The organism is Chryseobacterium suipulveris (assembly GCF_022811685.1).
In the GTDB taxonomy this organism is placed as follows: Bacteria; Bacteroidota; Bacteroidia; order Flavobacteriales; family Weeksellaceae; genus Kaistella; species Kaistella suipulveris.
The window spans coordinates 1,423,828-1,450,389 of sequence record NZ_CP094532.1 but is presented as its reverse complement, the minus strand read 5'-3'; the positions used below and the strand labels follow the sequence as shown (position 1 = coordinate 1,450,389).

General features: G+C 41.1%; 20 protein-coding genes, 1 tRNA gene and 1 pseudogene. 14 read left to right on the top strand and 8 right to left on the bottom strand.

Going from position 1 to position 26,562, the window contains the following annotated elements; all coding sequences use genetic code 11:
• Positions 1 to 27 precede the first annotated feature (27 nt).
• The 12 genes from MTP09_RS06925 (at position 28) to fsa (ending at position 13,179) form a co-directional block, all read left to right on the top strand.
• Positions 28 to 444, top strand: a complete 417-nt coding sequence (locus MTP09_RS06925) for an IS1/IS1595 family N-terminal zinc-binding domain-containing protein (RefSeq protein ID WP_243551450.1) — start codon at positions 28 to 30, stop codon at positions 442 to 444.
• Positions 445 to 692: 248 nt separating this feature from the next.
• Positions 693 to 2,012 (top strand): hypothetical protein, encoded by a 1,320-nt coding sequence (locus MTP09_RS06920; RefSeq protein WP_243551448.1) that lies wholly within the window; start codon positions 693 to 695, stop codon positions 2,010 to 2,012.
• A 150-nt stretch (positions 2,013 to 2,162) separates the two neighbouring features.
• Positions 2,163 to 3,752, top strand: coding sequence for an MFS transporter (locus MTP09_RS06915; RefSeq protein WP_243551446.1), 1,590 nt, complete (start codon positions 2,163 to 2,165; stop codon positions 3,750 to 3,752).
• Positions 3,753 to 3,860: 108 nt separating this feature from the next.
• A complete protein-coding gene (locus tag MTP09_RS06910) occupies positions 3,861 to 4,088 on the top strand; it encodes a DUF6814 family protein (RefSeq protein ID WP_243551444.1) in 228 nt (75 codons plus the stop codon).
• A gap of 156 nt (positions 4,089 to 4,244) precedes the next feature.
• Complete coding sequence (locus tag MTP09_RS06905; protein WP_243551442.1) at positions 4,245 to 4,439, top strand: hypothetical protein; 195 nt, start codon at positions 4,245 to 4,247, stop codon at positions 4,437 to 4,439.
• A complete protein-coding gene (locus MTP09_RS06900) occupies positions 4,432 to 7,095 on the top strand; it encodes an ATP-binding protein (protein ID WP_243551440.1) in 2,664 nt (887 codons plus the stop codon). Before MTP09_RS06905 ends, MTP09_RS06900 begins: the two co-directional genes overlap by 8 nt.
• 109 nt (positions 7,096 to 7,204) lie before the next feature.
• Positions 7,205 to 7,555: an IS200/IS605 family transposase gene (gene tnpA / locus MTP09_RS06895; RefSeq protein ID WP_243551438.1), complete on the top strand. Its 351-nt coding sequence runs from the start codon at positions 7,205 to 7,207 to the stop codon at positions 7,553 to 7,555.
• 70 nt (positions 7,556 to 7,625) lie between these two features.
• Positions 7,626 to 7,811, top strand: a complete 186-nt coding sequence (locus MTP09_RS06890; protein WP_243551436.1) for a hypothetical protein — start codon at positions 7,626 to 7,628, stop codon at positions 7,809 to 7,811.
• 106 nt (positions 7,812 to 7,917) lie between these two features.
• Complete coding sequence (locus MTP09_RS06885; RefSeq protein WP_243551434.1) at positions 7,918 to 8,307, top strand: response regulator transcription factor; 390 nt, start codon at positions 7,918 to 7,920, stop codon at positions 8,305 to 8,307.
• A gap of 135 nt (positions 8,308 to 8,442) precedes the next feature.
• On the top strand, positions 8,443 to 10,329 hold the full coding sequence (locus MTP09_RS06880; RefSeq protein WP_243551432.1) for an AMP-binding protein: 1,887 nt from the start codon (positions 8,443 to 8,445) through the stop codon (positions 10,327 to 10,329).
• Positions 10,330 to 10,442: 113 nt separating this feature from the next.
• Positions 10,443 to 12,350 carry an acetate--CoA ligase gene (gene acs, locus MTP09_RS06875; protein WP_243551431.1) on the top strand — a complete coding sequence of 636 codons (1,908 nt, stop codon included), beginning with the start codon at positions 10,443 to 10,445 and terminating at the stop codon, positions 12,348 to 12,350.
• Between the two features lie 175 nt (positions 12,351 to 12,525).
• Positions 12,526 to 13,179 carry a fructose-6-phosphate aldolase gene (gene fsa, locus MTP09_RS06870; RefSeq protein ID WP_243551429.1) on the top strand — a complete coding sequence of 218 codons (654 nt, stop codon included), beginning with the start codon at positions 12,526 to 12,528 and terminating at the stop codon, positions 13,177 to 13,179.
• A gap of 152 nt (positions 13,180 to 13,331) precedes the next feature.
• Here the strand turns inward: fsa and MTP09_RS06865 are convergent, their stop codons facing one another.
• The 5 genes from MTP09_RS06865 to MTP09_RS06845 all read right to left on the bottom strand — a co-directional run bounded on the left by MTP09_RS06865 (position 13,332) and on the right by MTP09_RS06845 (position 22,282).
• Positions 13,332 to 13,508: a DUF4160 domain-containing protein gene (locus MTP09_RS06865; protein ID WP_243551427.1), complete on the bottom strand. Its 177-nt coding sequence runs from the start codon at positions 13,506 to 13,508 to the stop codon at positions 13,332 to 13,334.
• A gap of 212 nt (positions 13,509 to 13,720) precedes the next feature.
• Positions 13,721 to 13,794 (bottom strand) — tRNA-Arg (locus MTP09_RS06860).
• A 70-nt stretch (positions 13,795 to 13,864) separates the two neighbouring features.
• Positions 13,865 to 15,637 carry a TonB-dependent receptor gene (locus MTP09_RS06855; protein ID WP_243551425.1) on the bottom strand — a complete coding sequence of 591 codons (1,773 nt, stop codon included), beginning with the start codon at positions 15,635 to 15,637 and terminating at the stop codon, positions 13,865 to 13,867.
• 108 nt (positions 15,638 to 15,745) lie between these two features.
• Complete coding sequence (locus MTP09_RS06850) at positions 15,746 to 18,706, bottom strand: tetratricopeptide repeat protein (protein WP_243551423.1); 2,961 nt, start codon at positions 18,704 to 18,706, stop codon at positions 15,746 to 15,748.
• Between the two features lie 402 nt (positions 18,707 to 19,108).
• On the bottom strand, positions 19,109 to 22,282 hold the full coding sequence (locus MTP09_RS06845; protein ID WP_243551421.1) for a T9SS type B sorting domain-containing protein: 3,174 nt from the start codon (positions 22,280 to 22,282) through the stop codon (positions 19,109 to 19,111).
• 402 nt (positions 22,283 to 22,684) lie between these two features.
• On the opposite strand from MTP09_RS06845, the gene MTP09_RS06840 reads away from it, so the two are divergent.
• Both MTP09_RS06840 and MTP09_RS06835 read left to right on the top strand, forming a co-directional pair.
• Positions 22,685 to 24,373, top strand: coding sequence for an APC family permease (locus MTP09_RS06840; protein ID WP_243551419.1), 1,689 nt, complete (start codon positions 22,685 to 22,687; stop codon positions 24,371 to 24,373).
• 6 nt (positions 24,374 to 24,379) lie between these two features.
• A pseudogene (locus MTP09_RS06835) lies at positions 24,380 to 24,691 on the top strand (Mpo1-like protein).
• Positions 24,692 to 24,724: 33 nt separating this feature from the next.
• On the opposite strand, the gene MTP09_RS06830 reads toward MTP09_RS06835, so the two are convergent.
• From MTP09_RS06830 to MTP09_RS06820, 3 genes are all read right to left on the bottom strand, one after another.
• Positions 24,725 to 25,654, bottom strand: coding sequence for an SPFH domain-containing protein (locus tag MTP09_RS06830; protein WP_243551417.1), 930 nt, complete (start codon positions 25,652 to 25,654; stop codon positions 24,725 to 24,727).
• A gap of 270 nt (positions 25,655 to 25,924) precedes the next feature.
• Positions 25,925 to 26,224: a type II toxin-antitoxin system RelE/ParE family toxin gene (locus MTP09_RS06825; RefSeq protein WP_243551415.1), complete on the bottom strand. Its 300-nt coding sequence runs from the start codon at positions 26,222 to 26,224 to the stop codon at positions 25,925 to 25,927.
• Complete coding sequence (locus MTP09_RS06820) at positions 26,214 to 26,525, bottom strand: hypothetical protein (protein ID WP_243551414.1); 312 nt, start codon at positions 26,523 to 26,525, stop codon at positions 26,214 to 26,216. The genes MTP09_RS06825 and MTP09_RS06820 overlap by 11 nt, the downstream gene beginning before the upstream one ends.
• Positions 26,526 to 26,562 lie beyond the last annotated feature (37 nt).

Below are 26,562 nucleotides of genomic sequence, written 5' to 3'. Positions count from 1 at the left end.
ATATATCTTTGCTAAAATAATATAGTTATGCCCAATTCCTGCCCGAAATGCAACGAGAAAAACATTGTTAAAAGCGGTATCATCAACGAAAGACAGCGGTTCTACTGCAAAGACTGCAATTATTATTTCACTGTAAAAAAGCTTGGGAAGCAAATCGACGACTACTTTGTAACGAAGGCGCTCCAACTCTATCTGGAAGGTTTAAGCTACCGCGAAATCGAAAGAATCATCGGCGTTTCACACGTTACGGTAAGTTCTTGGATCAGAAAATACAATATCAAAAGACCGCCCCATTCCGATTTCCATCCTGTGTATAAAGTTTTTAAACAAAGCGAGCTGATCGAATTCATGCAAAACGAAGCAAATATCAAAGGATCGGGAATCATCATCACCGAGTTTGGCGACAAGTATATGATGATTAAATGGGAAAGGTTTAAAAAGTAAAGACACAAGATACAAGGCAAAAGAAACAAGGTTGAGGTTTAGGATAAGGCAAAGTAAATGAGAATCTTATGAACTGTATAGATATTTTCTTCATACAGTCCTTTTGTCATTTTACTTTTATCCTGTTTCTTTTTACTTGTCTCTTGTATCTTGTATCCTGTTTACACATATATATATTAAATTTCTTCAGTTAAATTTTTAGTTTCAATTTCGTTTCATCAAAAAAACGAACTAAAAATTATCAACCCATGAAGAGATTTGTAGTTTTGTTGGGAATCACATTTTCAACAATCGTTTCACAAAGCGCACGAGCTCAGGAAACACCTTCGAACGAAGAACTTCTCAAAAGAATTGAAAAACTGGAAGCCGAAAAATCCAAACCGAAAGAATGGGACGCCTCCATTTACGGCTGGGTTCGAACCGAATACAATTTCGACAGCCGACAATCTTCCTATTCGCGCGAGTACAATCTGAACCTATATCCTTTAGACGAAAAACTCGACGCGAATGGAAAAGACATCAACTCAGCGGGAGCAAGCAATTTTCTGGCGATTACTTCAAGAGTAGGAATTAATTTCAAGGGACCAGATGTTTGGGGCGCAAAAGCTACCGGAAAAATAGAAGCCGACTTCTTCGGAAACACGGAACTCAATAAAACTACAGCTGGAACGGGAAGCACTGGACTTTTACGGCTCCGTCACGCAACCGCGACACTCGATTGGGGAAAAACCGCTGTGACTTTCGGGCAGACTTGGTATCCATCCTTTATTCCCGAAGTGTTCCCTGGAGTTGCCAATTTCAATACGGGAATTATGTTTAATCCGTTTGGTTGGGCGGGACAAATCAGGGTTCAGCAAAGATTCACTCCTGAACTTTCCTTTATCGGAGTCGTTTATAAGGATCGTGAATTCCAAACCGCAAATGCGACCGGAGCTTCGGCAAACAGTGCGACCTTCAACTCTGCACTCCCAACTTTCCATGGACAACTTCAGTACAAGAATAAAAATATCGTCGCGGGAATCGCGGGAGAATACCAATCGCTACAACCCGTGATCGAATCCGGCGGACTTGCTTCCGACCAAAAAGTAAATTCTGCCAATTTCCTCGGCTACTTCAAATATTCCAACGACAAGATCATCACCAAACTTTACGGAATTACGGGCGGAAACCTTCACCATCTCGTAATGATCGGCGGTTTCGCGGGATACACCGAACCCAGCGGAATCGAATATTACAAACCGACCAAGACCTCCGCTTTCTGGATTGATGTTGCAAGCAACCACGCGAAAATTGCTCCTGGAGTTTTCTTTGGATACACCAAGAATTCTGGAGTCGACACAGGTTTCAAAAACCTTTATATGAGAGGAGTTTCAGGAACAAGAGTGCTCGACAATGTGTGGAGAGCTTCCGCAAGAGTCGAATTCAAACAAAATAAATTCAACATCGCACCCGAACTGGAATACACCGCAGCAAAATGGGGTGACCTGAATCCCGATGCAACCGCCGGAAACAATAGCAAAGACGTTGGAAACTTCCGTGGAATGGTGAGAGTAATGTACTCCTTTTAAAAGACAACTGACGTCAGATTTCAGACGGTTTCAATGTTTGAGGTTTGAGGTTTGAGGTTGAAGAACAAACTAATTAAGAAAGCAAAAATAAGAAAACCTGACATCTGATATCTGATATCTAATATCTAATACAAAAAAATCAAATATACTATGAGTCAACATTTTAATTCTCAGCAGGAGCACGACGCTTACGTTGAAGAAAAGAAAAAAAACAGCACGATTTGGGGCGTAATCATGGCTTCGTCCCTCGGAACTCTGATTGAGTGGTACGACTTCTACATTTTCGGAAGTTTGGCAGTGGTTCTCGCCACCAAGTTTTTCCCTGCAGATAATCCAACTGCGGCGTTTCTCTCCACCTTGGCAACTTTTGCGGCGGGATTTGTGGTGAGACCTTTCGGCGCACTGTTCTTCGGAAGATTGGGCGACATGATCGGCAGAAAGTACACCTTTCTGGTTACACTTTTAATTATGGGATTCTCAACATTCCTGATCGGTTGCGTTCCGTCTTATGAAACCATCGGATTCATCGCGCCAGTTTTGGTTCTGATCTTGAGATTGCTTCAAGGTTTGGCACTCGGCGGCGAATACGGAGGAGCCGCAACTTATGTCGCAGAATACGCGCAACCAGGACGAAGAGGTTACTGGACATCGTGGATTCAAACGACTGCAACTGCCGGATTATTTATTTCGCTCATCGTAATTTTGGTGACAAAAACATCATTAACCGCCGAAGAATTTGACAATTGGGGATGGAGAATCCCGTTCTGGATTTCAATTTTGATGGTTGGAGTTTCCTACGTCATCAGAAGAAATATGAAGGAATCCCCACTCTTCGCAAAAGCTAAAAAAGAGGGAAAAACTTCATCAAATCCATTAAAGGAATCTTTCGGCAACCGCTACAATTTCAAATTCGTTCTACTCGCGCTATTTGGTGCGGTGATGGGACAAGGTGTGATTTGGTACACTGGTCAGTTCTACGCGATGAACTTTATGCAGAAAGTAATGAACATCGACTCTGCACAAGTGGATACGATGATGGCACTCGCTCTGTTCCTTGCGACACCGTTCTTCGTATTTTTCGGCTGGCTCTCCGACAAAGTGGGTAGAAAACCGATTATCCTTCTGGGAATGCTGATTGCGATTTTGGCTTACAGACCGATTTACGACAAGATGTTTAAATCAGTGGGAATAACCGAAAAAACCCTTGAGAAAAATGGAGTTACCGAAAAGCGTACCGCAAAACTTCACGAAAAAATTACAACCGACAGTTTAATCACCTTCCATACCGAAAAAATATTTACCGACGGAACTTCGATGAAGAAAGACAGCATCGTGCACTGGTCACCAAGCGGTCCGATCATCAAAGACGGAAAACCTGAACCTGCAACTTTGAAAACGGCGATTACGGTAAATTCCGATACGAGATGGCTACTAATTCTGCTGGTTTTCATCCAGGTGATTTTCGTGACGATGGTTTATGGGCCGATTGCGGCGTTCCTCGTTGAAATGTTCCCAGTAAGGATTCGCTACACTTCAATGTCGCTTCCTTACCATATCGGAAACGGTGTCTTCGGCGGACTTTTACCTGCAGTTGCTACGTATCTCGTAACCAGCGGAAAAGATGCGGGACACGCTCAATGGTATCTTGAAGGACTTTGGTATCCGATCGTTGTTGCGGGAATCTGTTTCGTGATCGGGTTGATTTACCTTAACGGAAAAGACAAAGAAGTCACGGATTAAAAGATGGAAGTCGGAAGACGGAGGTCCGAAGAAACTAAGGACACGAAACCCACTTCCGACTTCTGACTTCCGACTTTAAAAAATTTCTTAACTTTAAAAAACAAAAAAATGGATTCAATAAAAAAAATATTAGGAATTGTTTGGCTCGCCATCGCTGCAGCGGTACTCTACCTCGGAATTACCGTAATGGGAATCCCGAAACTGGTGTCTGGAAAACAGGAGGATTTGGTTTTTGGGATCATCATCGTGTTCATTCTACTTCCGATAGTTGTCGGTGGAATGGCGGTTTTCGGTTGGTACGCGCTGAAAGGTGAATATTCTCAGGAAAAAATGTAGTTTTTATAGACTTCAGATGTCAGATTTCAGATTTCAGACAATTCAAAGAAAATTGTCGCCGTAAGAACGTAGATGAAATCTAATAATAATTAAAGATTTACAGTTTCAAAAGAAAAAAAACTGAAATCTGATATCTGAAATCTGATATCTAACAAAATGAAAAAAAGACATAAGCAAAAACTGGTCATCATCAGCATCATTTTATTCGTGATGTTTAATGCGCCGTTTTTGCTTTTGTTCAATAAGCACGAAAAACTGTTCGGCTTACCAATGATCTACACCTACATTTTCGGGGTTTGGTTTTTTGCTTCGGTAGCATCATTTTTAGTTTTCAAGAAATACGATGAGTAGTCCGCTGTTGTTTATTTTGGTTGTCATTTACCTCGGACTTTTGTTTTTCATCGCCTTTTTGGCAGAAAAGAAGAAAAGCAATTTCTGGGTCAACAATCCCTACATCTACTCGCTTTCACTGGCGGTGTACTGTTCGGCGTGGACTTACTACGGAAGCATCGGTGTTGCAGCAAACCAAGGTCTGGAGTTTCTCGCAGTCTATATCGGACCCGTAATCATCATTCCGTCGTGGATTTACATCAATACCAAAATCATCAGAATTTCCCGGGTTAATAAAATCTCAAGCATTGCCGACTTTATTTCCCTTCGGTACGGAAACAGCCGTTTTCTGGGAGCTTTGGTCGCTACAGTCTGCATTTTGGCGGTGATTCCCTATATCGGTTTGCAGATCAAGGCGATTTCGGAGACGTTTCATCTGGTGACGCTTACCGAAAATTCAGACAATATCCTGTTGGACAGCGCAACATATGTGGTACTCATTATCGCACTTTTCTCCGCCTACTATGGAACAAAATATGTTGATGCCTCCGAAAAGAGAATCGGGATTGTATCGGCTTTGGCATTTGAAAGTTTTCTGAAGCTGATCTTCTTCATCGTTCTCGGATTTTTTGTGGTTTATGGTGTATTTAATGGTTTTGATGACATTTATGAAAGGGCGTCAAAACTTCCGGATTTCGCTCAGAAGAACACCATTAACGGTTTAGATGGCGGCTTCAACTGGTTCCTGATGTCGATCCTTTCGATGACGGCGATTTTCCTTTTACCAAGACAGTTTCACACCACGATTATCGAAAACAGAACGGAGAAACATCTGAAAACTGCAATCTGGTTGTTTCCACTTTATCTCTTGCTGATGAATGTATTCGTGTTCCCAATTGCGTGGGGCGGAAAAGTTCTGTTTCTGAACGAAAATGTAAATCCCGAGTTCTACTCTATCTTGATTCCGCAAAAACTTGGCAATATTCTCGTTACGGCGATGGTTTTTTTTGGTGGGTTAAGCGCCTGTATTTCAATGATCATCATTTCGAGTATTTCCCTTTCGGTGATGCTTTCCAACAATATCATCATTCCTTACGGATGGTTGGACAATTTCAAAACGGAAACGGAAAACGCCAACAACAAAACGATTATGAACATCAGAAAGTTCAGCATTTTCTCGATGATTATCACGGGCTTCATCTTTTACAAATATCTGATTTCGGATTCAACGCTCTTTTCGGTTGGGCTCATCGCGTTTGAATTGACGGCTCAACTTGCGCCTTCATTTTTCGGGGCGATTTTCTGGCGACGCGGTAGTTTTTCGGGTGCGGTTGTGGGAATTATTGCGGGAGTTTTGATCTGCTACCTCAATCTGATCCTTCCCAATTACTTTGACACCACTTATCAAAATTCGGGACTCTTCAAATTTTTCACGATTCCGTATCTGTCGCCAGTTGCCAATACCTTTTTCTGGAGTTTGTTGGTCAATGCGGGACTTTTCATCATGATCTCCACCAATGTTGTCGCTCATTATCGGGAAAGAAATTTCGCGGAACTTTTTGTGGACATCAACGACTACATCCGAAGCCACGAAAATGCCTATATCTGGAAAGGAACCGCCAATATTTCAGATATCAGAAAGATTCTCACCCGTTTTCTCGGTGAAAAAAAGACGGAACAGGCACTGAAAATCTTTAACCTAAAATACAATATCAGCGACGAAAACGATACCGCGGATTCAAGGTTCATCAAGTTTTCAGAAAATTTACTGAGCGGAAGAATCGGCACAGCTTCAGCAAAAATTTTAATTGAGGGCGTAACCAAAGAAGACAAAATCTCGCTCCCCGAAGTGCTGAGAATCCTGGAGGAATCCAAAGAGAACATCACGCTCAACAAACAGCTCACCGAACAGTCGAGACAACTCACCAAACTCTCATCGGAGCTGCAAAGCGCCAATCAGAATCTCTTGGTTAAAGACAAGGAAAAAGACGAGTTCTTAGATACTGTTGCACACGAGTTGAGAACTCCGCTCACCGCAATCCGCGCGACGAGCGAAATTTTGATGGACGATGACGAAATGCCTTTGGAAATTAGAAAAGACTTTCTGGAAAACATCATCACTGAATCCGACCGTCTCAATGAAATCATCAACGACATCCTCTACCTCGACAAACTTGAGACAGGTGAATTCCCGCTCCAAATTCAGCGTAACAATATCATCGACACTTTTCACAAAGCGGTGAAACCTCTGATACACCTTTTCGAGCAAAGAAACCTCCACCATTCGGAAGTAAATCTCTTGGAGAATGAGTTTTATGAATTCGACGAACAGCGGATTATTCAGGTGTTTCAAAATATTTTAGGAAACGCACTGAAATTCACCAACGAACAGGGAATGATCCAGACAAAGTTTCAGCAGAAAGAAAACCGACTGAAAATCTCAATTTTCAATACAGGAAAAACAATTCCTGAAGAAGATCTGAAATACATCTTCGACAAGTTTTACCAAAGCAGAAACCAAAACCTCCAGAAACCCGTCGGAAGCGGACTTGGTTTAGCCATCTGTAAGAAAATTATTGATGCACATGGCGGAGAAATCGCGGTAAAGAACAAGGACATTGGGGTTAGTTTTGAGATTTATTTGAAGACGGAAGATGTGGAAACCCGAAAGATTTAATGTGAATAGCCGTGGACGAAATCCCCGGAAAAAATAGAAACAGGAAAGGAACTCGAAGAGATCCATATAAATTGTTGGGGACAGAACCCTCGAAAAAGAATAAATAAGAATGCCTTACAGACAAATTTATTATCAGATTATTTTTACAACCAAGTACAGAAAAACCACTCTGAATTTGGAACACGATGCAGAACTTTATAAATACATTTGGGGAATTATCAGAAACAAAAAATGTAAACTTTACAGGATAAACGGAATGCATGACCATATTCATATTTTTTCAGATTTACATCCGACAGTTTGCCTAAGTGATTTTGTAAAAGATATTAAAGTTGCAAGTAATCTTTGGATGAAAAAAAGTGGATTGTTTCCAGATTTTGAAGAATGGCAGGAAAGTTACAGCGCTTTCCCATACTCTGAACGGGAAAAAGACATGATCATCAATTATGTGAAAAATTAAAAAGAGCATCACAAAATTGAAACCTTCGAAGAAGAAATCAAAAGGTTGCTAAAAGAAAACAATGTTGATTATGATGAAAAATATCTGCTTTAAGATGGAAGATGGAAGATGGAAGATGGAAGAAAAAATTCAACCGCTTCGCGGTTGCGAAATCGTGACGAAAATGGATTCCGTGAATTGCATTCACGGCTATTCAAATTTGTCCACTTCGTGGACCTGCAAGAGTCTGAAAGCAAGAAAAACCCGAAGGGTTTAATATAAATAGCCGTGGATGAAATCCTCGGGAACAGATGAAACGACAAAGGAACTCGAAGAGTTCAATACGAATAGCCGTAGATAAAATCTGCGGGAAAAAGAAAAAAATGAAAAAAATACTCATCGCCGACGACGAACACAAAATCATAATGACTTTGGAATACAGCTTTCGCAAAGCAGGTTACGAAGTTTTTATTGCACGCGATGGCGCGGAAGTCCTGGAAATTTTGAAAACGGAAATTCCCGACCTGATTTTGCTCGATATTATGATGCCAAATGTCGACGGTTACACTACCCTTGCCGAAATCAAGAAAAATGAAAAACTGAACAAAGTAAAAGTCATTTTCCTCTCCGCGAAGACAGGAGAAGAAGACATTAAAAAAGGATTGGAACTGGGAGCAGACGCTTATGTCACAAAACCCTACTCCATTAAAAAACTGATGGAAAAGGTGGAAGAACTGATCCCCCTTTCCCCCAAAGGGGAGAACAATTCTTAAAAATTGAATCAACTAAAAAACGGGACTTTGCTGAGTAATGCAATAGATGAAAAATAACTTTTGAAAATCTAAAAAATAATACTAACACAACCACCGCTCCCCCTTTGGGGGAAAGGGGGACAAAAATTAAAATCGATGAAAGCACAGGAAATGTTTCAGGAAAGCATAGAAAACCGAGAAGGTTTCTGGGCTAAACAGGCAGAAAATATCAAATGGTTTGAATTCCCGAAAACCATTCTTTCTGATGACGAAAACGGCTATCCGCAATGGTTTGCCGATGGAAAGCTGAATATGTCATACCTCTGTATCGACAAACATATCGAGGACGGATTCGGTGAGCAGGTCGCTGTAATATACGATTCGCCAGTCACTGGAAAACAGCAGAAATACACCTTCAACCAACTGAAAGTCGAGGTTTCTAAACTTGCAGGCGGACTACTTTCTCTTGGCTTAAAGAAAGGCGACACCGCAGTAGTTTATATGCCGATGATTCCGCAAACACTCTTCACCATGTTGGCTTGCGCGCGAATCGGCGTGATCCACAATGTGGTTTTCGGTGGTTTTGCTCCGAACGAACTGGTGGTGAGAATCGACGACTGCAAACCGAAAGTGCTCATTACTTCCACAGCGGGAGTCGAGATTGCAAAGCGAATTCCGTACTTACCGCTTGTTGAGGAAGCGATTCGGCTTGCTCAGGACAAAGTGGATCACGTAATAGTTTTTGACCGGCAGTTGATCGACAACAAACACGAATATTTTGAGGGAACTATTGATTATCAGGAACTTGTCGATCGGTCGCAACCTGCAGATTATGTATCCGTGGAATCTACACATCCACTTTATTTGCTTTACACTTCGGGAACCACAGGAAAACCGAAAGGTGTGGAACGCGACACCGGTGGACACGCCACTGCTCTAAAATTTTCGATGAAATACCATTACGGAATGGAGCCAAGTGAAACTTTCTGGGCAGCTTCCGATTTTGGTTGGGCGGTTGGACATTCCTTCATGGTTTATGGTCCCCTGATCAACAGAAACACCACCATTGTTTTTGAAGGAAAACCTGTAATGACACCCGATGCGGGCACTTTTTGGCGGGTAATTTCTGAGCATAAAGTAAACACGATGTTTACGGCTCCAACGGCGATTCGTGCAATTAAGAAAGAAGATCCGAACGGCGAACTCATCAAGAAGTACGACCTTTCCCATTACAAAAAACAGTTTCTTGCTGGTGAAAGATGCGATGTTGCAACCCTCGACTGGTTTGATGAGCATATCGGGATTCCTGCAGTGGATCACTGGTGGCAAACTGAATCGGGTTCTCCGATGTTGGGACTCCTCACCTATTTCGACGATTTCAAGATTAAAAGAGCTTCTGCCGGAAAACCGATTCCTGGTTATGACATCAAGGTATTTGATGAAAACGGTTATGAACTCGACGCTCACCACGAAGGTTATCTCGTAATCAAACTTCCGCTCGCTCCAGGTGCAATGAAGGGAATTTGGAACGATTTCCCAAGATTTGAGAAGAGCTATCTTTCGCAGTTTCCCGGATATTATTTTTCGGGAGATGGCGCCATTAAAGATGAGGACGGCTACATTTTCGTGACAGGAAGAGTTGATGACGTCATCAATGTTGCGGGACACCGCCTCTCCACTTCTGAAATGGAGGAAGTAGTTTCGTCGCACCCTGAAATCGCCGAATGCGCAGTAGTCGGAATTGAGGACCAGCTGAAAGGTCAGATTCCTTTTGCAGTCGCAGTGACCAAAGCAGGAGTAACTAAAGGAGATACCGAAATTGAAAAGGAAATAATCTCTTTAGTCAGAGAAAAAATCGGCGCGGTTGCCTCATTGAAAAATGTGATGATCGTGAACCGGTTACCGAAAACCCGCTCTGGAAAAATTCTAAGAAAACTCATTCGCACAATGCTCGACGGAAAGGAATTCCAAATTCCGTCCACCATCGACGATGAGCAAATCATCAGTGAAATTCAGGAAAAATACGAATTTTATAAAAATTAATAATGAAGAATTAATAAATTACGAAGGACAGAATACGAAATACGAAATTCAAACCTCAAACTTCAAACTTCAAACTTGAAACTTGAAACAAAAATTAACTAAAAATCTATTATATGAAGAACTTGTATATCGACGATTTGCCTGATTATTTCAAGCAGTATAAAAAGTCGATCAAAAATCCTAAAAAATTCTGGGACAAAATCGCAGACGAAGGTTTCGTGTGGTACCAACGCTGGTCTAAAGTGGTAGAATATGACATGCAGGAAGCCAAAATAAAGTGGTTCAAAAACGCGAAATTGAACGTTACCAAGAATTGCCTTGACCGACACCTCTCGGTGCGTGGAGACAAAACCGCTATAATTTGGGAACCGAACGATCCGAAGGAAGAAGCGCAGCATATTTCCTACAAAGAACTTCATGAGAGAGTTTGCAAGATGGCGAATGTTCTGCGGGATTTGGGCGTGCAGAAAGGCGACCGCGTTTGCATTTATCTTCCGATGATTCCCGAACTCGCCGTTTCGATGTTGGCTTGTGCGAGATTGGGCGCTGTTCACTCCGTGATTTTTGCGGGATTTTCTGACACTGCGGTTTCTTCCAGAGTGAATGACTGCGAAGCGAAAATCATCATCTGCTCCGACGGAAGCTACCGCGGAAACAAAGCCATCGACCTGAAAGGAATCATCGACAAAGCTGCGGAAAAATGCCCAACCGTGGAAAAAGTTTTGGTAGTGAAAAGAACCGGCGGTGAAGTAAAAATGAAGGAAGGCCGCGATCTTTGGCTGGAACCGCTTTATGAAAAAGCACCATCAGATTTCATATCGGTAATTATGGATGCGGAAGATCCGCTGTTCATCCTTTACACATCGGGCTCCACAGGAAAACCGAAGGGAATGCTTCACACCACTGCGGGTTACCTGGTGTTCACTGCTTATACTTTCAAGAATATCTTTAATTATAAAGAAAACGATATTTACTGGTGTACTGCCGATATCGGCTGGATTACTGGGCATTCGTATATTCTATACGGTCCGCTCGCAAATGGTGCAACCACAGTTATTTTTGAGGGAGTTCCGACTTATCCCGAACCGGACAGATTCTGGGAAGTCATTGAGAAACATAAAGTTACCCAATTCTACACCGCTCCAACCGCGATCCGTTCTTTGGCAAAAGAATCCACTTCCTGGGTTGAAAAGCACGATTTGTCGAGTTTAAGGGTAATCGGATCCGTTGGCGAACCAATTAACGACGAAGCGTGGCACTGGTACAACGACCACGTCGGAAAGAAAAAATGCCCAATCGTTGACACATGGTGGCAAACCGAAACGGGTGGAATTATGATCTCGCCAATTCCTTTCGTAACGCCGACTAAGCCGACTTATGCTACACTCCCGCTTCCTGGAATTCAGCCCGTATTGATGGACGATAAGCGAAACGAGATCACGGGAAATCAGGTGGACGGAAATCTTTGCATCCGTTTTCCATGGCCTGGAATTGCACGAACGATTTGGGGTGATCATCAACGGTATAAGGAAACTTATTTTACGGCATTTCCCGGTAAATATTTCACTGGTGACGGCGCTTTGAGAGATGAAACCGGCTATTACAGAATCACCGGACGTGTTGACGACGTGATCATCGTATCGGGACACAACCTCGGAACCGCGCCGATTGAAGACAGCATCAACCAACACCCTGCAGTTGCTGAATCCGCGATTGTCGGTTATCCGCACGACATCAAGGGAAGCGCACTCTACGGTTACGTGATGCTCAAAGACATCGGTGAAAGCCGCGACAGAGACAATCTCCGCAAGGAAATCAACCAGCTGATTACCGACACGATCGGTCCGATTGCGAAACTCGACAAAATCCAGTTTGTTTCCGCATTGCCGAAAACGCGTTCTGGAAAGATTATGCGGAGAATTTTAAGAAAAATTGCCGAAGGAGATTTCAATAATTTCGGGGATACATCCACACTTCTTAATCCTGAAATTGTAGAGGAAATTAAAAATGAGAAGATTTAGAAAGTCTTTGCGAGGAACGAAGCAATCTCTGGGTGGATTCAAAAATGAAAATTTTTGAAGACGAGGTGGTTTAGTTCTTTATTAAAAACCTTGCTGAAACGCAAGGTTTTTTCATTAAACAAACCGTTTTCAGAATCCTGCACAAAACCTTACCTTTGCAAAAAATAAAAAGGACATGAAATTTTTTATCGACACGGCAAATCTAGACCAGATCAGGGAAGCACAGGATTTAGGAATCCTTGATGGTGTTACAACCAACCCGTCACTAATGGCGAAAGAAGGAATCAGCGGGAAAGACGCGATCCTGAACCATTACAAAACCATTTGCGAAATCGTTGACGGCGATATTTCGGCGGAAGTTCTCAGCACCACTTATGATGAAATGATTAAGGAAGGAGAAGAGCTGGCGGCGATCCACCCGAATATCGTGGTGAAAATCCCGATGATTAAAGACGGTGTTAAAGCTTTGAAATATTTTGCCGATAAAGGAATCAAAACCAACTGTACCCTGATTTTTTCTGCAGGACAGGCGGTCATCGCAGCAAAAGCGGGAGCAAACTACGTTTCCCCTTTTCTTGGACGACTCGATGATATTTCTGTGGACGGGATGAACTTGATTGAGGAAATCCGCGTGATTTTCGATAACTATATGCTGGATACCGAAATCCTTGCAGCGTCGATCCGTTCGCCGATGCACATCATCAACTGTGCGAAGATCGGCGCAGATGTGGTGACTTCCCCACTCGCTTCAATCCTGAATCTCCTGAACCACCCGTTAACCGACAAAGGTCTGGCTCAGTTTGTTGCGGATGCGAAGAAGATGAGTTAAGAAAGAATTAGTCGACTAATAGAAAGCCACCCAATTCTGGTGGCTTTCATGTTTCTATATCTTTTCATAAATATCTTCAGATCTCAAATTTACTTTGTAAGTATAAAATCCTTTCAAACTCAAATCTTCATCAAGCTCTGACCAATGTATTCCTAATTTTCATCTCCTTCTTTATTAAAAAATTGATTCCATTTATCTATTATTTCCTGCTTTTTATCCTCAACAATCTCCTCGGCTAAAATCAGATCTCTTGGCTTCATATTTTTGCTGCTCAACAAAATAATTTCTGGAGAAACCTGAAACTTCGCTAAGCCACTGCCCTTATACATGAACATGAAATGGTTCATGGTCATTCGAATAGAAAACCAAAAAATGTGAAGAGTGTTGGCATTTCGTAACAAATTTATAAATAAATATTACAAAATGAGAATAAGTTTAGCAACTTAGGTGAAATGAGCTGCGAAAATCTATTTGTTGAAAACCTGCGATGCAGAAAATAGCAAATCAAACAAAAAAAGTCGCCATTACAGCGACTTTTCAGTGACCCGAGAAGGATTCGAACCCTCAACCCTCAGAGCCGAAATCTGATATTCTATCCAGTTGAACTATCGGGCCTTGTTGTGTAGAGGTGTCGGTGCGTCGGTGAGAAAAGGAGCTTCACCCCAACTCTCCCACACTCCAACATTTAGAAAGTAATTTTCACTCCTCCCAAAACCTGCGCTCCCAAAACTTTGTATGCTTTGAAAGTTTGATACTTGGTGTTCAGTAAATTATTTCCGAGCGCAAAAATACTGAAATTTTTGTGAACTTTATACTCCGCCGACAAATTTAAATCCGCATACCCACCGACTTTGTCGTTTAAATTCTCAGTGGAAACATAAGTTGGCGGAACAGTAACTCCATCATTAATGGAAAACGAATTAGTCGTCATATCCGAAGCGAAAATGGCTTTTGCACCCAAGTTCAGTTTCTTGTCGAGCATCGTGTATTTCGCACCCAAACTCGCCTTTATCAATGGCTTATTGAAAATATTCTCGTAACGATCCAGTTTGTATTTTGCAAAACCAAGTTCGCCATCCAAAGCAAGATTAGCCAAGGGGAAATATTGAACACTTCCCCTAACTTCGCTCACCGTGCCGTTATCGTAAGCTGCGGAAAACGTGTTCGCAAAATCATAAGCAGGTCGGTCAAGCGTTAACTCGTGGTTGAAGAGATCATTGGCTTTGAAGAACAGAATATCGTTCATCTTCGCAAACCCCGCATTGATGTCGTATTTAATGTTTTGATCAATATCACCACGTAATCCGAAATAAAGTCTGTACTTTGTTTCTGTCGCGCGCAACTGCTGATCCGAAACGAGGTACGGATTCTCCTGAAGCAGCTCCGAATAGGAATTAATTTTCAAACCGCCGTCAACACCGCCATAAAACTTGAACTCATCAGATGTTGCAATCTGAACTTCTGCTTTTGGGAACCAATATATTTTGTTGGTCTTAGTTTCCTCCGGTAAAGCCAAACTGTTGTTCTTTCCATTATAGAAGGAAAAATCCGAGCCGATCATCAAATAAGATTTGTCCTTAAAAAAAGATAATTTCGGTGAAAGTGTGGTGTTGAAAACATTTGAAGTATTTTTATCCAAAAGATCGAAAGTCGATTTCAATGTTTCTAAACCCAACCCTAAATCAGCATTCAGACGAATATCGTTCAGGTTCGGAATCATCAAGTGGTGCTTGGAAAGGTTGAGCAAAATCGCCGCCTGAGTTTCCTTCGCTCCAAACCTGTCACTCAAAAATGAAGATTTTACGCGCACATCATTCAAGATTTCATTCGAATAAAAATCGTAATATCCGTTCACTTTAAATCGGTTCACTTTCTGCTGTAAATCTACATCTGCCGAAGGTTGCAGCGCATAGATTCCGTAATAGTTGTAGTCATTGAGCCCATAATCGGCATTGATGCTGAATTTCCCCAAATCACCGTAAGAAGTTAGGTAAGCTCCGAGATTGGCGGAACTCTGTTTCGAAGTCCAATCATATTCCTTCTTCAAACCCGATGTGGAAAGGTAATGCAGATCTGCTCCCACTTCCATCTTGTTTTCGAGCGTGGTCGAAATATTTCCATCGGCCAAAATTTTCCCGTAGTTCCCCATTCCGAGTTGGAAATAGTTGTTCTGGTACTCTGCGTCAAACTTTGGCGAGATATCTTCACCTTGAATGGTTGAAGTTTTGAAATCCGAAGCAGCGGGAACGTTGGTAATGTCGTAATTCACGGGAACCTGCGATTTTTCTTCGGGTGGATAATTTTTTTCTTTTTCTATTGAAGTTTTTTTCTTCTCTATTTTCTTTACCTCGGGTTCGCGTTTTTTGTCGAGGATGAGTTTTTCTTCCTTGATCTGTGAAAATGCGACCTGTGAAATTCCAAGGAATAGTAATGGCAATATTTTTATTGTTGAGTTCATATTTGTTGTTGCGGGATTCGGGTTTGTTTTATGTGTCGTCTTTACGTGACGCGCGATGAATCGCGTCTCTACATCATTTCCAAATTTCCAAATTATCTAATTATCAAATTATCTAATCGTCTTTTTAATCTCCTTCGCTTCGGCCACAATTTCAGGGAAATCCTGGTAATTGTTGATGATTTGGTCCACCGTGTAGCTCGCCTGATAATTGTCTTTCAGACCGATATAGTTTCGCGCCATCAGCAGAAGTGATTTTGCTCCCCAATATTCTTCCGAAGCGTAATTGTTGGCCAATTTGAAAATGGTTTCGTTGGAATTCTTAAACGCTTTTGCCTTGTTTTGATAAAATGCCTTTGCATAAAGGGATTCCGCGGCAACTTCGGTGTTGGATGATTTTTCCAAAGCGGCATAAGCAGTTTTCGCATCGTTGTCTTTGCCGTTGTTCATCAAACTTCTGGCTTTGATTACTTTCGCCTGTTCGATTACCGTAACTGAGTTTTTGGAATTTTTCAGAACGAGGTCCGCAAAATTTTCGGCTTTTCTGAAATCCTTTTCCTCGGCGAAAATCTTCATCAGTTCGAGGTTGGCAAAATTTCTGAGCGTAACATTTTCTGATGCAGAAAGTGGTTCCAGGTATTTTTTCGCCTCATTGGTATTGTTTTGACTCAAGTAAATTTGGGCGATTCTGGTTTGCGCATCCTCCTGATAATCATTCTGTACATTGGCTACTTCCTGCAAAACAAGCAAAGCTTTAGTCGGATTCTGGGTTTGGTAATAACTTTCTCCCAACTGGTATTGCGCCTGATAAAGTCCGTCACCTGTCGGATTTTGGGTCAGATACTTTTCATAAAGTGGAATTGCGGCTTTATAGTTTTTCTGGGCAAAATAATTTCTTGCCGAGTTCAGGTTGATCTCATCAATTTCGGAAGCGTCGATTCTTACGCCAAAACTTTGGGCAAAACTCTGATAACCCGCAACATCGCCGTTTTTCATAAAAATCGGTCGGGACGCCTGAACAATCTTCGCCGCAAACGCGGTATTTCTGTACTGATTTCCAAGTGAGCGCAGTTCGGAAAGCGCCTTGTCGTGCTGGTTCAGGTCAATATAATTCTGCGCACGGTAAATCTGCGCATTGGCAACCAAATCTTTGTCGGGACTGGATTTGATCACTTGTGTAAAATACTCGTTGGAATTCGCATAATCGTCGTGAGCTGCGTAGGCAACGCCGATTTCATATTGAGCATCATCCACATATTCCGAATTTTTGTATTGCGAAATGAGCTTTTTCAACATGGTGATTTTCGCTTCAGTATCACCCTTGAAACCTAAAGCCATTCCTTTTTGAAACAGTGTATAATCGTTCGCATTTTCAGTTTTGTCGTAGATTGCGATGGCTTCGTTCAGTTCGTTGTTGGCATAGAAAGTATCTGCCAATCGAAGTTCTGCATCATTCTTAAATTCAGGTTTAGGGTTTTTCAAATATTCGGTGAAGTATTTTTTTGCCTGATCGAATTTTTTCGACTTAAAATAAGCATAACCCAAATCGTAGTTCAGCTGCTGTTTTTCAGGAAAATTCTCATTGAGGATTTTCTCGAAACGCACAATCGCTGACGGATAATTTTCTTTATGATAATAGGTTTGAGCCAACCAGTAAACAGCTCGGGTATTGAATTCTTTATTAATGTTGAACTCCAAACTTCTCAGGAAATATTTTTCTGCCTCGTTGAAATTTCCTTTGTTAAATTCCTCGGTCCCCACAAGGAAAGAAACTTCCTGATCAATTTTGTTGGTTTCTGGAGTGGAATTTGGCATTTTGTCGATCGCCGCCAAAACTCCTTTGTAATCTCCCGAATAGAGATAAGACTTTAGCAATAGCGATTTCAACTCTACAACTTCGGTACTTTTCGGGTATTTCGTAAGATAATTCTGGATCACATTTGATGGAGATTCAAACGGATTCCCAATGTCGTAGCTCAGCTTAGCATATTGTAAATGAGCAAGTTGCTGCACTTTGGGGTCATAACTCATTTGATAAGCAGAACGAAACGCCGAAAGCGCTTCCTGCTTCTTCCCCACTTCGAGGTATGCATTTCCCAACTGGTAATAAGCATTTTGAGAAGTAGCTGAATTACTGTTAATCAGCTGGTTATAGTAAGAAACCGCCTCGTCGTATTTTTTCAGCTGTGCGGAGACAAACCCCATTTCATACAAATCACTTTCTGATGGCGAACTCTTGCTTTCCAAATAAATTTTCAGATGTGGGTACGCAGAACTGTAATCTCCCTTCATAAAATAACTTTCGCCGATAATCTTGTGAACTTCGGCACTGTATTCCTTGGAAAGCGATTCGTTCAGCAACGAATTTCCTTCAGAAATGGCACGGTCATAATCCTTGTTGTTGAAGTACATCTGCACATAATACGGCTTCACCAAACGCGCATATTTATCCTGATCCTTGATCTGGTCAAAATAGTTGAACGCTTTGTCATTCTGCTTATCGGCATAATAAAGGTGTCCCAACATATAGGCAATATCGTTTCTGTCGGAATCCACGGCGGTTTTGTGAGCTTCTTCCAGCGCGTCGATCGCTCCTCTGGAATCGCCCGTCATGAATTTCGCATAACCCAGCTTCATCACATACTGCGTGTTTTCTTCGCGTGAAAGTTGGTACTGGTTCACGTTTTTCAAAGTTTCCAGTGCTTTCTCAAAATCCTTTTGGGCAAGGTAATAATCCGCCAAAGGAAGATTCGCCTGCGCAAAATAAGCGGAGTTCGGATATTCCTTAATGAACGCCTCCAATCCCTGTTCTGCATGGTTCTTGCGTAAAATCACTCCGATCACGTTGTCAAAAAACTGTGCTGCCTCTTTCTTGGATGAAGAAAGCGACTGGTTGTAGAAATACTGTCGGGAATACTCGAACTGGGATGCGTTATAGATTTTAGAATTGTAGAGATTTTCGGCAAGATTGAGGCGGTAATTTTCGCGGTCATTGAAGTATTGCGACTGTTGTGCCTCGGAAAATCCGTAATAGAACATTGCGGCTGCAATGATAATTTTTTTGGAATTCATTGAATCTGGTTTTGTTTTAGGAGCGGTCGGTGAACGCTTTTCGCTTTCCACATTTAATCAACGAAAATAGAGAAAAGTTATTGCTCACACAAGAAAAGTTGCATATTGTGGAAATGTGGAAAACTACGGGAGTTTGAGGTTTGAAGTTTGAGGTTTGATGTTCTTGGAAGTTTCAGGTTTCACGCTCAAACTTGGAACTCGAAAACTTTTTTTATCCCATCCCTAAATGAGGAAAATTTTTCTCACCAACTTTGAAACTCACCTACACTCCAACTCTCCGACTGACCGACTCAAAAATTTTCTTTACCCCATCCCTAAAGGGAGGAAAATTTTTTCACCAACTTACGAACGCTCCAACTCTCCAACTCACCAACTCACCAAAAATTCCCATAAACAAATACCTTAATCCCTGTTCTTCAAAAAAACCCAACCTTGTCGCTGTTCGTTCTTTTGAGCGACAGGATCGAACCAGGAAACGATATACCAATAAGTTGCAGTTGGCAATGCTTTTCCAATAAATTTACCGTCCCAAACCGGATCATTACTTCCCGATGAACCTGGACTGGTTGAAGTTATCGACATTTCTCTGCCATACTCATAAACGATATTTCCGTAGCGGTCGGCAACCTTCACGGTGATATTCTGCATTCTCCCAAGATTCTCTATCGTCCAGAAATCATTGATTCCATCAGCATTTGGAGTAAATGCATTATTGACTTTAATGAGATAAACCGTTTTCGGCTCACCGAGACAGCCGTCCGCAGTCGCAACCTGAACAATATAAGAAGAAGCGGTCGGATTGTAGAGAATGTTTGAACTTTGCTTCACACCATTAAAGTAATATTTGTACGGAGGACTTCCGCCTGTAGCAATGACTTCAATCGAAGAATCGGTTTGGTTGATAGCAGTAATTACAGGTTGATTTTTCTTTGATGGAGTGAAAGTTATTTGTGAAATGCAACCGTCAATATCCGTTGCAACTACTTTGTATTGGGTTTCAAACTTTACATCTTTGTAAGGAACGTTCAGCGAGTCTGCCTTTACGATAAAATTTCCTTGTGCATCGAACCATTCAATTTGCAAATAATCTGCTGCGTTGGTAACATTCATCAACAAATAATCATCGTAGCAAAGATTTACATTTCCGGAAATCTGAACCGGGTTTGGCGTGTTAATGATAAAGGTAATGTCAGAATTATTATCACAGAAATCTGGGTGAGAAACAGCAACCGTAATTTTGGTATTATTTGAAATCTCAAACTCGAAATTGTCACTTGATTGCGTACTTGTATGAATTAAAGTGCTCCCAACATAATACTTGAATGTAGCCCCCGAAAAGGAAGATGTAAATTTGGCTTTATAATTATCGGACGCTATTTTGATTTTAATTTTTCCGTCCAAACTTCCGTCGGAATCATCGCAAAGCGTCTCCGGTAATGGATTTAATAATGGAATCGGAGCGGTGATTAAGTTAAAATCAATTCTCAAAGGCGGAACGCATGCTCCGTTTTGAACCAAAACATAAGGAGTTCCACGAGAAATTGCATACGCAGAAACTTCTGAAGCGGTAAGCTGAATTCCTGCAGCATCATAATATTTCAATACTGGAATCTGCTCGAAATTGTTGTTATTCACTACATCAAAAACATTCTGAATCTCAAGATTTACCGCCGTTGATCCACATGCTTTTCTTTTCATAATGGCATCTGCACCTGAAGATTTTGTAGGACGCACATATACCCGCAAGACAATATCGCTGGAAACCGCGAAACAGGTTGGATCGGTTTTATTGATCACTTTCGCATAAATCACAAAGTCACCTTGAGCATTTGTCCAGAAATAACCAGCCGCGTTCAGGTTAGCAAAGCTTCCGCTTGGACCGGGAAGAATTTGTTGGTTATTATCCTTTCGGTAAAATTCCACATCGTACTGATTTGAAGGATCCAGCAAATTTTTGATATGGTTGAAATCAAAACGGTTGGCGTTGGTATCTGCTCCGGAACATCTCTCCTGAACGGGAATATCGGGCAACGTCATGGCTGAACCATGAACAAAATTAACCGTAGTCGTTGTAGAGCAGTTCGCGCCTCCAATAGTAGTTTTTATATTTACAATTTTAGTAACATCTACAGAACTCCCATTTCCTGCACCTGTTCCGTCAGAATATGTATAAGTGTACCTATAATTAGTTGGATAACTCGGTTTTTCAAAGTAAGTTTTCAAATCAAAAGTATTTGCTGATGCACAAACAGTGATCGTTTCAGCAGCTTTCATGCTTAAGAAATATGCGTGCATCGGACCGTTTTGACAAGTGTAAATACCTGCACCATCTTTAACCTGATAAAGAATAAGAACGTTCTGATTTGCAGGAAGCTGAAAATTTTGAGCATCTGCATCAGAAAGCGGTGTACCATTAGCAGCAAAAATGATTTGGTATGGTTCCAATCCCGAAGAAACGTTGTATTTAGGATAAAATTCTTCGTAAAGATTGATTGTTTTCGTTGCAGCAGGAGAAACAGAATTATCACAAAAGTAATAGTCTGTCTTTATAATTCCTGGAAAACGCTGTTTTTCATACCGCAATCTGTTGCTTTCATCAAATCCAGGACAAATTGCAGAGCCATCCTGGTTTGTCATTTTTACATAATAATCACCAACCGTTCCTCCCGACCGATGGATAGAAAAAGTTCTACCAGTTGCAACCGGAGTGGCTTCACCTACTCTATACCATGTATATCGCATTCCTGGATCAAAAGTTGCGGCATTAACTGACATTTCATACGCGCAACTCAAAGTTCCTTCAATTACCGGGGTTTGAACTTTCCTGAAAATGACTTCACCAGTTTCTATTTTTGTTGGATCTTCAAGATAGGTTACTTCGACCTTTATCTTATCTCCATCATTTATTGGGGTAAACCCAGAATATGTATTTCCACTTTGTCCCGCAATTTGCGCACCGTTTAGAAACCATTTAAACTGTGGCGTCAAGGTTTGATTGGGCGTGAAAAGCCAGGCATTACTACTATTTGACCACTTTCCATTATTATAGGGAGAAGTTTGTTCTGAATTTGGCGGCCACTGTGCTTTTGTTCCATTTTCATTTTGAATTCCAATAATAGCATTTCCTCGACTGTCAGCTTTTATTATTTTTACGATGTAAGTATTGTCATTCAGAAGTAACACCTGACTCGTCACAGTGGTAGAGTAACCACCCGCTACTGTTCGCTCCCTAATCTGGTCAAAATTAAATAAGAGACCTTGCTTTCCGTTATAATTCACATTTCCATAAGTCAGTTTATTGTAATCGCTCGCGTTATAATAACCGAGATCTGTAAAACCAAAAAAAATTTGCGAAAAACTTAAGATTCTGTTTGGATCAGAAGGATCTAGTTTGTGATATTCATCACTAGCTAATTTTATATTTGTTGATGAATCATCATTTCCACTATGCGTTTTATCGATTGATGCTAAATGTAGATTTTCAAAATCACTTCCTTTACCAAAAATCAGCCGTCCATTAGAACCTACCACAACTTTATCGTAAACCTTACCATAAAAATCAAAAGCAAACGGCAATGTGATTGGTTTACTAAAATGGTCATTTCCTAAAGTGTTAGTAAAAGGGATAAAGTTTGTTGTTGCGGGTAAAGAAAAATTTGTTGATGCAATACCATATCCTCCTGTTGAAGTCGCATTTATATTTATCTCAAAACTAAATTGCTGACCTTGGCAAAAATACTGAGTTGCACCATAAGCAGCATTACCATTACCAGGATTTAATATCGGGATATTTTGCCCAAAGAAAAAACAATAAAAAAATGTAAAAACAAAAAGAGAAATCTTGCGCATGAGTTCGCTTGTAATTTTAAAAAATAACGCAATTAATGGTAGCTAAAATATTGCCAATCCATCTATTCTACAACGTAAAAAAATACAATTTCTGAAATTTTCTTTTACTTTTGTGTAAAGATTTTTTTTATGAACCAGCTTTTCAGAAGAAAACATTACAGCGAAAGCGACCATTCATCGGGTTTGCTGCGGGTTTTAGGAGTTTGGGATATTGTCTTCTTCGGGATTGCCGCGATCATCGGTGCGGGAAGTTTCTCCAGTTTGGGTGAAGCCGTTTTCCGTGGCGGTCCAGGTGTGATCGTGTTGTATGTGATCTGTGGTTTCGCGTGCGGATTCACCGCGCTTTGTTACGCAGAATTTGCGAGTAGAATTCCTACCGCAGGTTCCGCCTACACCTACGCTTACGCAAGTTTTGGTGAACTGATCGCGTGGATTATCGGTTGGGCTTTGATTATGGAATACTCGTTCGGAAATATTTATGTGGCGTTTTCGTGGAGTGATTATTTTACCAGTTTTATGGGCCGCATCGGAATCCACATTCCGGATTATCTCACCTGCAGCTACACCGAAGCAAGAAAGGCGTTCGAGGGACAGTCAATCAACGCTGAATTGATCAATGCCTGGAAAAACGCACCATTGATAGGAAATCTGAAATTCATCGTCGATATTCCGGCTTTAGTCATTAATGGTTTGATCACCTGGCTTTGTTATGTGGGAGTGCGCGAGTCGAAAAACTTCAACAACCTTTTTGTGTTGCTGAAACTCTTCATCATACTTCTGGTCATCGCAGTTGGAGTCGCGTATATAAATACTGGAAACTGGTTTCCGGTGAGTAAAATTACGGGCGAAAGTTCGTTTATGCCGAATGGATTTTCGGGAGTGATGAGCGCGGTTTCGGGAGTGTTCTTTGCGTATATCGGCTTCGATGCATTGAGTGTGCTTTCGGAAGAAACCAAGAATCCACAAAGAAACTTACCCCGAGGAATGATTATTTCCCTGATTCTGTGTACCGCAATCTATATTGCTTTGACCTTGGTCTTGACGGGATTGGTCGATTACAGAAAGTTTGACGGTGTCGGTGATCCGCTTTCCTTCATCTTCGAAAAATCCAATGCCAATATTCCTTGGATGGAATTTGTGGTTTCACTCGGTGCGATTATCGCGATTACCACGGTATTGCTGGTTTTCCAAATGGGACAGCCGAGAATTTGGTATGCGATGAGCCGCGACGGTTTGATGCCGAAAAAGTTTATGGAGATTCACCCGAAAAACAATACGCCTTCTTTTGCAACGATCATCACGGGAATTGTGGTGGGAATCCCGATTCTTTTTACCGATAAATCCTTCATCTTGGATTTCACAAGTATCGGAACGATCTTCGCGTTTGTTCTCGTTTGTGGCGGAGTTTTGCTATTACCTACAAAAGAAAAACTGAAAGGCAGGTTCCACCTTCCCTACATCAACGCGAAAATTATTTTCCCAGTGCTGTTTTTGGGCGGACTCGCATTTTTCTATTTCTGGCAACCCTCATTTTTTGAGCACCTTTTCGAGTGGCACGATCCCAACGAAGGCGAGTTTAGGATTTCAATTTTCTTTTTCCTTGTCATTAATTTGATACTTTGTATTTTGGCGTTTGTAAGAAACCTTTCCTTAATTCCGCTGATTGGTTTAAGCTCATGTCTTTATCTTTTAACAGGAATGAGCCACAATAACTGGTTTTGGTTCATTCTTTGGTTTACGATCGGTATGGTTATTTATTTCTCATACGGGTACAGAAACAGCAAGCTCAATGCTGATCTGAACGGTGATTTAAACTAAAGTTTTATGGCAGATCGAATCAAAAACTTCAGCGAGTTTTACCAATTTTATTTAACGGAACACAGCAAAATGTGGACGAGGATTTTCCACTTCATCGGTACTTTGCTGGTTTTCGCTGTGATTTTCTATGTGGTGAAATCGGGGAAGGAAAGATTTCTGTGGTACCTCCCTATTTTCGGTTACGGTTTTGCCTGATTTTCGCATGCAGTTTTCGAGAAGAACAAACCTGCCACTTTCAAATATCCGATTTGGTCGCTGATTTCAGATTTCAGATTATTTTTCGAACTACTTATCGGACGACAAAAATTTAATCCATAAAAAAATCCCGAAAATATCGGGATTCAGTTTGTCTTAAAAAGTATTCGTCGGTGGTGGCGGAACTTTGCCTTTCGTAATATCCTCCATACTTTGAGTTGCGGCCATTGAAACCATCAAGTCATTTAGAAGGTTGCTCGCTGAACTTGGCGAATTGGGCAAGAGAACAAGGTTGCTCCTGTTGTTTCCCCCGATTGCCTGCAAAGTGTCGTAGTGCTGCGTTACCACAATCAGTGCCGATGCTTCCTGTGCGTTGATGTTTGCTGCGTTTAGCATTTCCACGGATTCTTGAAGTCCTTTAGCAATCTCCCTCCTTTGGTCGGCAATACCTTGACCTTGAAGTTTTTTGGATTCCGCTTCTGCTTTTGCTACGGCAACGATTCTGATTTTCTGAGCTTCGGATTCGTATTCTGCAGCAGTTTTCTCACGTTCTGCAGCGTTGATTCTGTTCATTGCGTGTTTCACCTGTTCATCGGGATCGATGTCGGTAACCAACGCTTTGATGATGTCGTAACCATAACTCTGCATCGCTTCCTGAAGTTCGCCTTTCACAGCAATCGCGATATCGTCCTTACGTACGAAAACATCGTCGAGTTTCAGTTTCGGAACTTCCGCACGAACCACGTCGAAAACGTAAGACGTAATTTGGTTCTCAGGGTTTTCGAGTTTGTAAAAAGCGTCAGCAACCTGATCTTTGATCACCTGATACTGTACCGAAACTTTCATCCTGATAAAAACATTGTCTAAAGTTTTAGTATCGATAATCACATCCAACTGCTGAATTCTTAGGTTCATACGTTTTGCAACCTGATCAATAAACGGAATCTTCAAGTGAAGTCCCGCGTGACGCGTGGAGTGAAATTTGCCGAGACGCTCCACAATTGCCGCAGTCGCCTGTTTCACCGTAAAAAAGGACGCAAACAATACGACCAGTCCGAAAAAGATAATAATTCCTAAAAATCCCATGGTAAATAAATTTGAAGTTTGAGGTTTGACGTTTAAAGTTTCTTGCCTGCTGCAAGCAGAGATGTTATTTAATAGCTAAAAAAGGTGTTTTGATTTTCTACTTTATCAGTCGAAATCTATTGTCTAAAGTTACAAAAAATCGGGGAATTTGAGGATGGTTTTTCCATAAGGTTGAAACCTTAGGTTTAGATATTATTCGTCGCGATGAAACCGAAATAGATGTTGAGAGCTTATCTTTTGTCTTTTGCCTTTTGCCTTTTTTCTTTTGTCTTAGAAAATCAATCTACCTTCTTTATTATCTTCTGACCGAAAATTGTTGATTACTCTGATAATGGTGAGTTTATCTTCGGTTAGATGATAAACAAGCGTGTTGTGCTTAGTAATTAATGCTTTATGATAATTTGAGTTCTCGTGTTTTTGATAAACTACTTTTCCGTTTGCGATATTGTCAATTATTTTCTCAAATTTTTTGTAGAAGTCCAGCAGAATCTTCTTACTCCATCTTTCTAAGACATATTCGTCTATTTTCTCTAAGTCGAGTTCTGCCTTTTCGGTAATCTCAATCAGCATACTTTCTGCGCTTTTCTTCCATTAACTCATTGAAATTTCTTACACGACCTTCCTCCATATCTTTGAAGCCCTCCTCGATCATTTTGTTGATCTCATATTCGCGATATTCTTCTGGTCTTATAATTTCAGAAATGCTCAAAAGTTCTTCTGGAGTAAACCTTTTCTCCTTTAACTTCTTGAAAAACGTATTTTCCTTATACCCCAATTTTTCAATGATATAGTTAAGTTTGAAGGGTGAACTTTTCAGAGCGACATCGATATTTTCTAAAACCTTAATATAGTTTACAATTTCTACTACCATTTTAATATAGTATTAACTGTACGAAGATATGAAATTA

Bases quoted from the DNA above. Each gene is read 5' to 3' on its own strand.
- MTP09_RS06905 (WP_243551442.1), top strand. From the start codon at position 4,245: ATGAAAAAAAGACATAAGCAAAAACTGGTCATCATCAGCATCATTTTA.
- MTP09_RS06915 (WP_243551446.1), top strand. From the start codon at position 2,163: ATGAGTCAACATTTTAATTCTCAGCAGGAGCACGACGCTTACGTTGAA.
- MTP09_RS06885 (WP_243551434.1), top strand. From the start codon at position 7,918: ATGAAAAAAATACTCATCGCCGACGACGAACACAAAATCATAATGACT.
- tnpA (WP_243551438.1), top strand. From the start codon at position 7,205: ATGCCTTACAGACAAATTTATTATCAGATTATTTTTACAACCAAGTAC.
- MTP09_RS06840 (WP_243551419.1), top strand. From the start codon at position 22,685: ATGAACCAGCTTTTCAGAAGAAAACATTACAGCGAAAGCGACCATTCA.
- fsa (WP_243551429.1), top strand. From the start codon at position 12,526: ATGAAATTTTTTATCGACACGGCAAATCTAGACCAGATCAGGGAAGCA.
- MTP09_RS06865 (WP_243551427.1), bottom strand. From the start codon at position 13,508: ATGTATAAGGGCAGTGGCTTAGCGAAGTTTCAGGTTTCTCCAGAAATT.
- MTP09_RS06910 (WP_243551444.1), top strand. From the start codon at position 3,861: ATGGATTCAATAAAAAAAATATTAGGAATTGTTTGGCTCGCCATCGCT.
- acs (WP_243551431.1), top strand. From the start codon at position 10,443: ATGAAGAACTTGTATATCGACGATTTGCCTGATTATTTCAAGCAGTAT.
- MTP09_RS06925 (WP_243551450.1), top strand. From the start codon at position 28: ATGCCCAATTCCTGCCCGAAATGCAACGAGAAAAACATTGTTAAAAGC.
- MTP09_RS06920 (WP_243551448.1), top strand. From the start codon at position 693: ATGAAGAGATTTGTAGTTTTGTTGGGAATCACATTTTCAACAATCGTT.
- MTP09_RS06880 (WP_243551432.1), top strand. From the start codon at position 8,443: ATGAAAGCACAGGAAATGTTTCAGGAAAGCATAGAAAACCGAGAAGGT.
- MTP09_RS06820 (WP_243551414.1), bottom strand. From the start codon at position 26,525: ATGGTAGTAGAAATTGTAAACTATATTAAGGTTTTAGAAAATATCGAT.
- MTP09_RS06825 (WP_243551415.1), bottom strand. From the start codon at position 26,224: ATGCTGATTGAGATTACCGAAAAGGCAGAACTCGACTTAGAGAAAATA.
- MTP09_RS06850 (WP_243551423.1), bottom strand. From the start codon at position 18,706: ATGAATTCCAAAAAAATTATCATTGCAGCCGCAATGTTCTATTACGGA.
- MTP09_RS06900 (WP_243551440.1), top strand. From the start codon at position 4,432: ATGAGTAGTCCGCTGTTGTTTATTTTGGTTGTCATTTACCTCGGACTT.
- MTP09_RS06855 (WP_243551425.1), bottom strand. From the start codon at position 15,637: ATGAACTCAACAATAAAAATATTGCCATTACTATTCCTTGGAATTTCA.
- MTP09_RS06830 (WP_243551417.1), bottom strand. From the start codon at position 25,654: ATGGGATTTTTAGGAATTATTATCTTTTTCGGACTGGTCGTATTGTTT.
- MTP09_RS06890 (WP_243551436.1), top strand. From the start codon at position 7,626: ATGATGAAAAATATCTGCTTTAAGATGGAAGATGGAAGATGGAAGATG.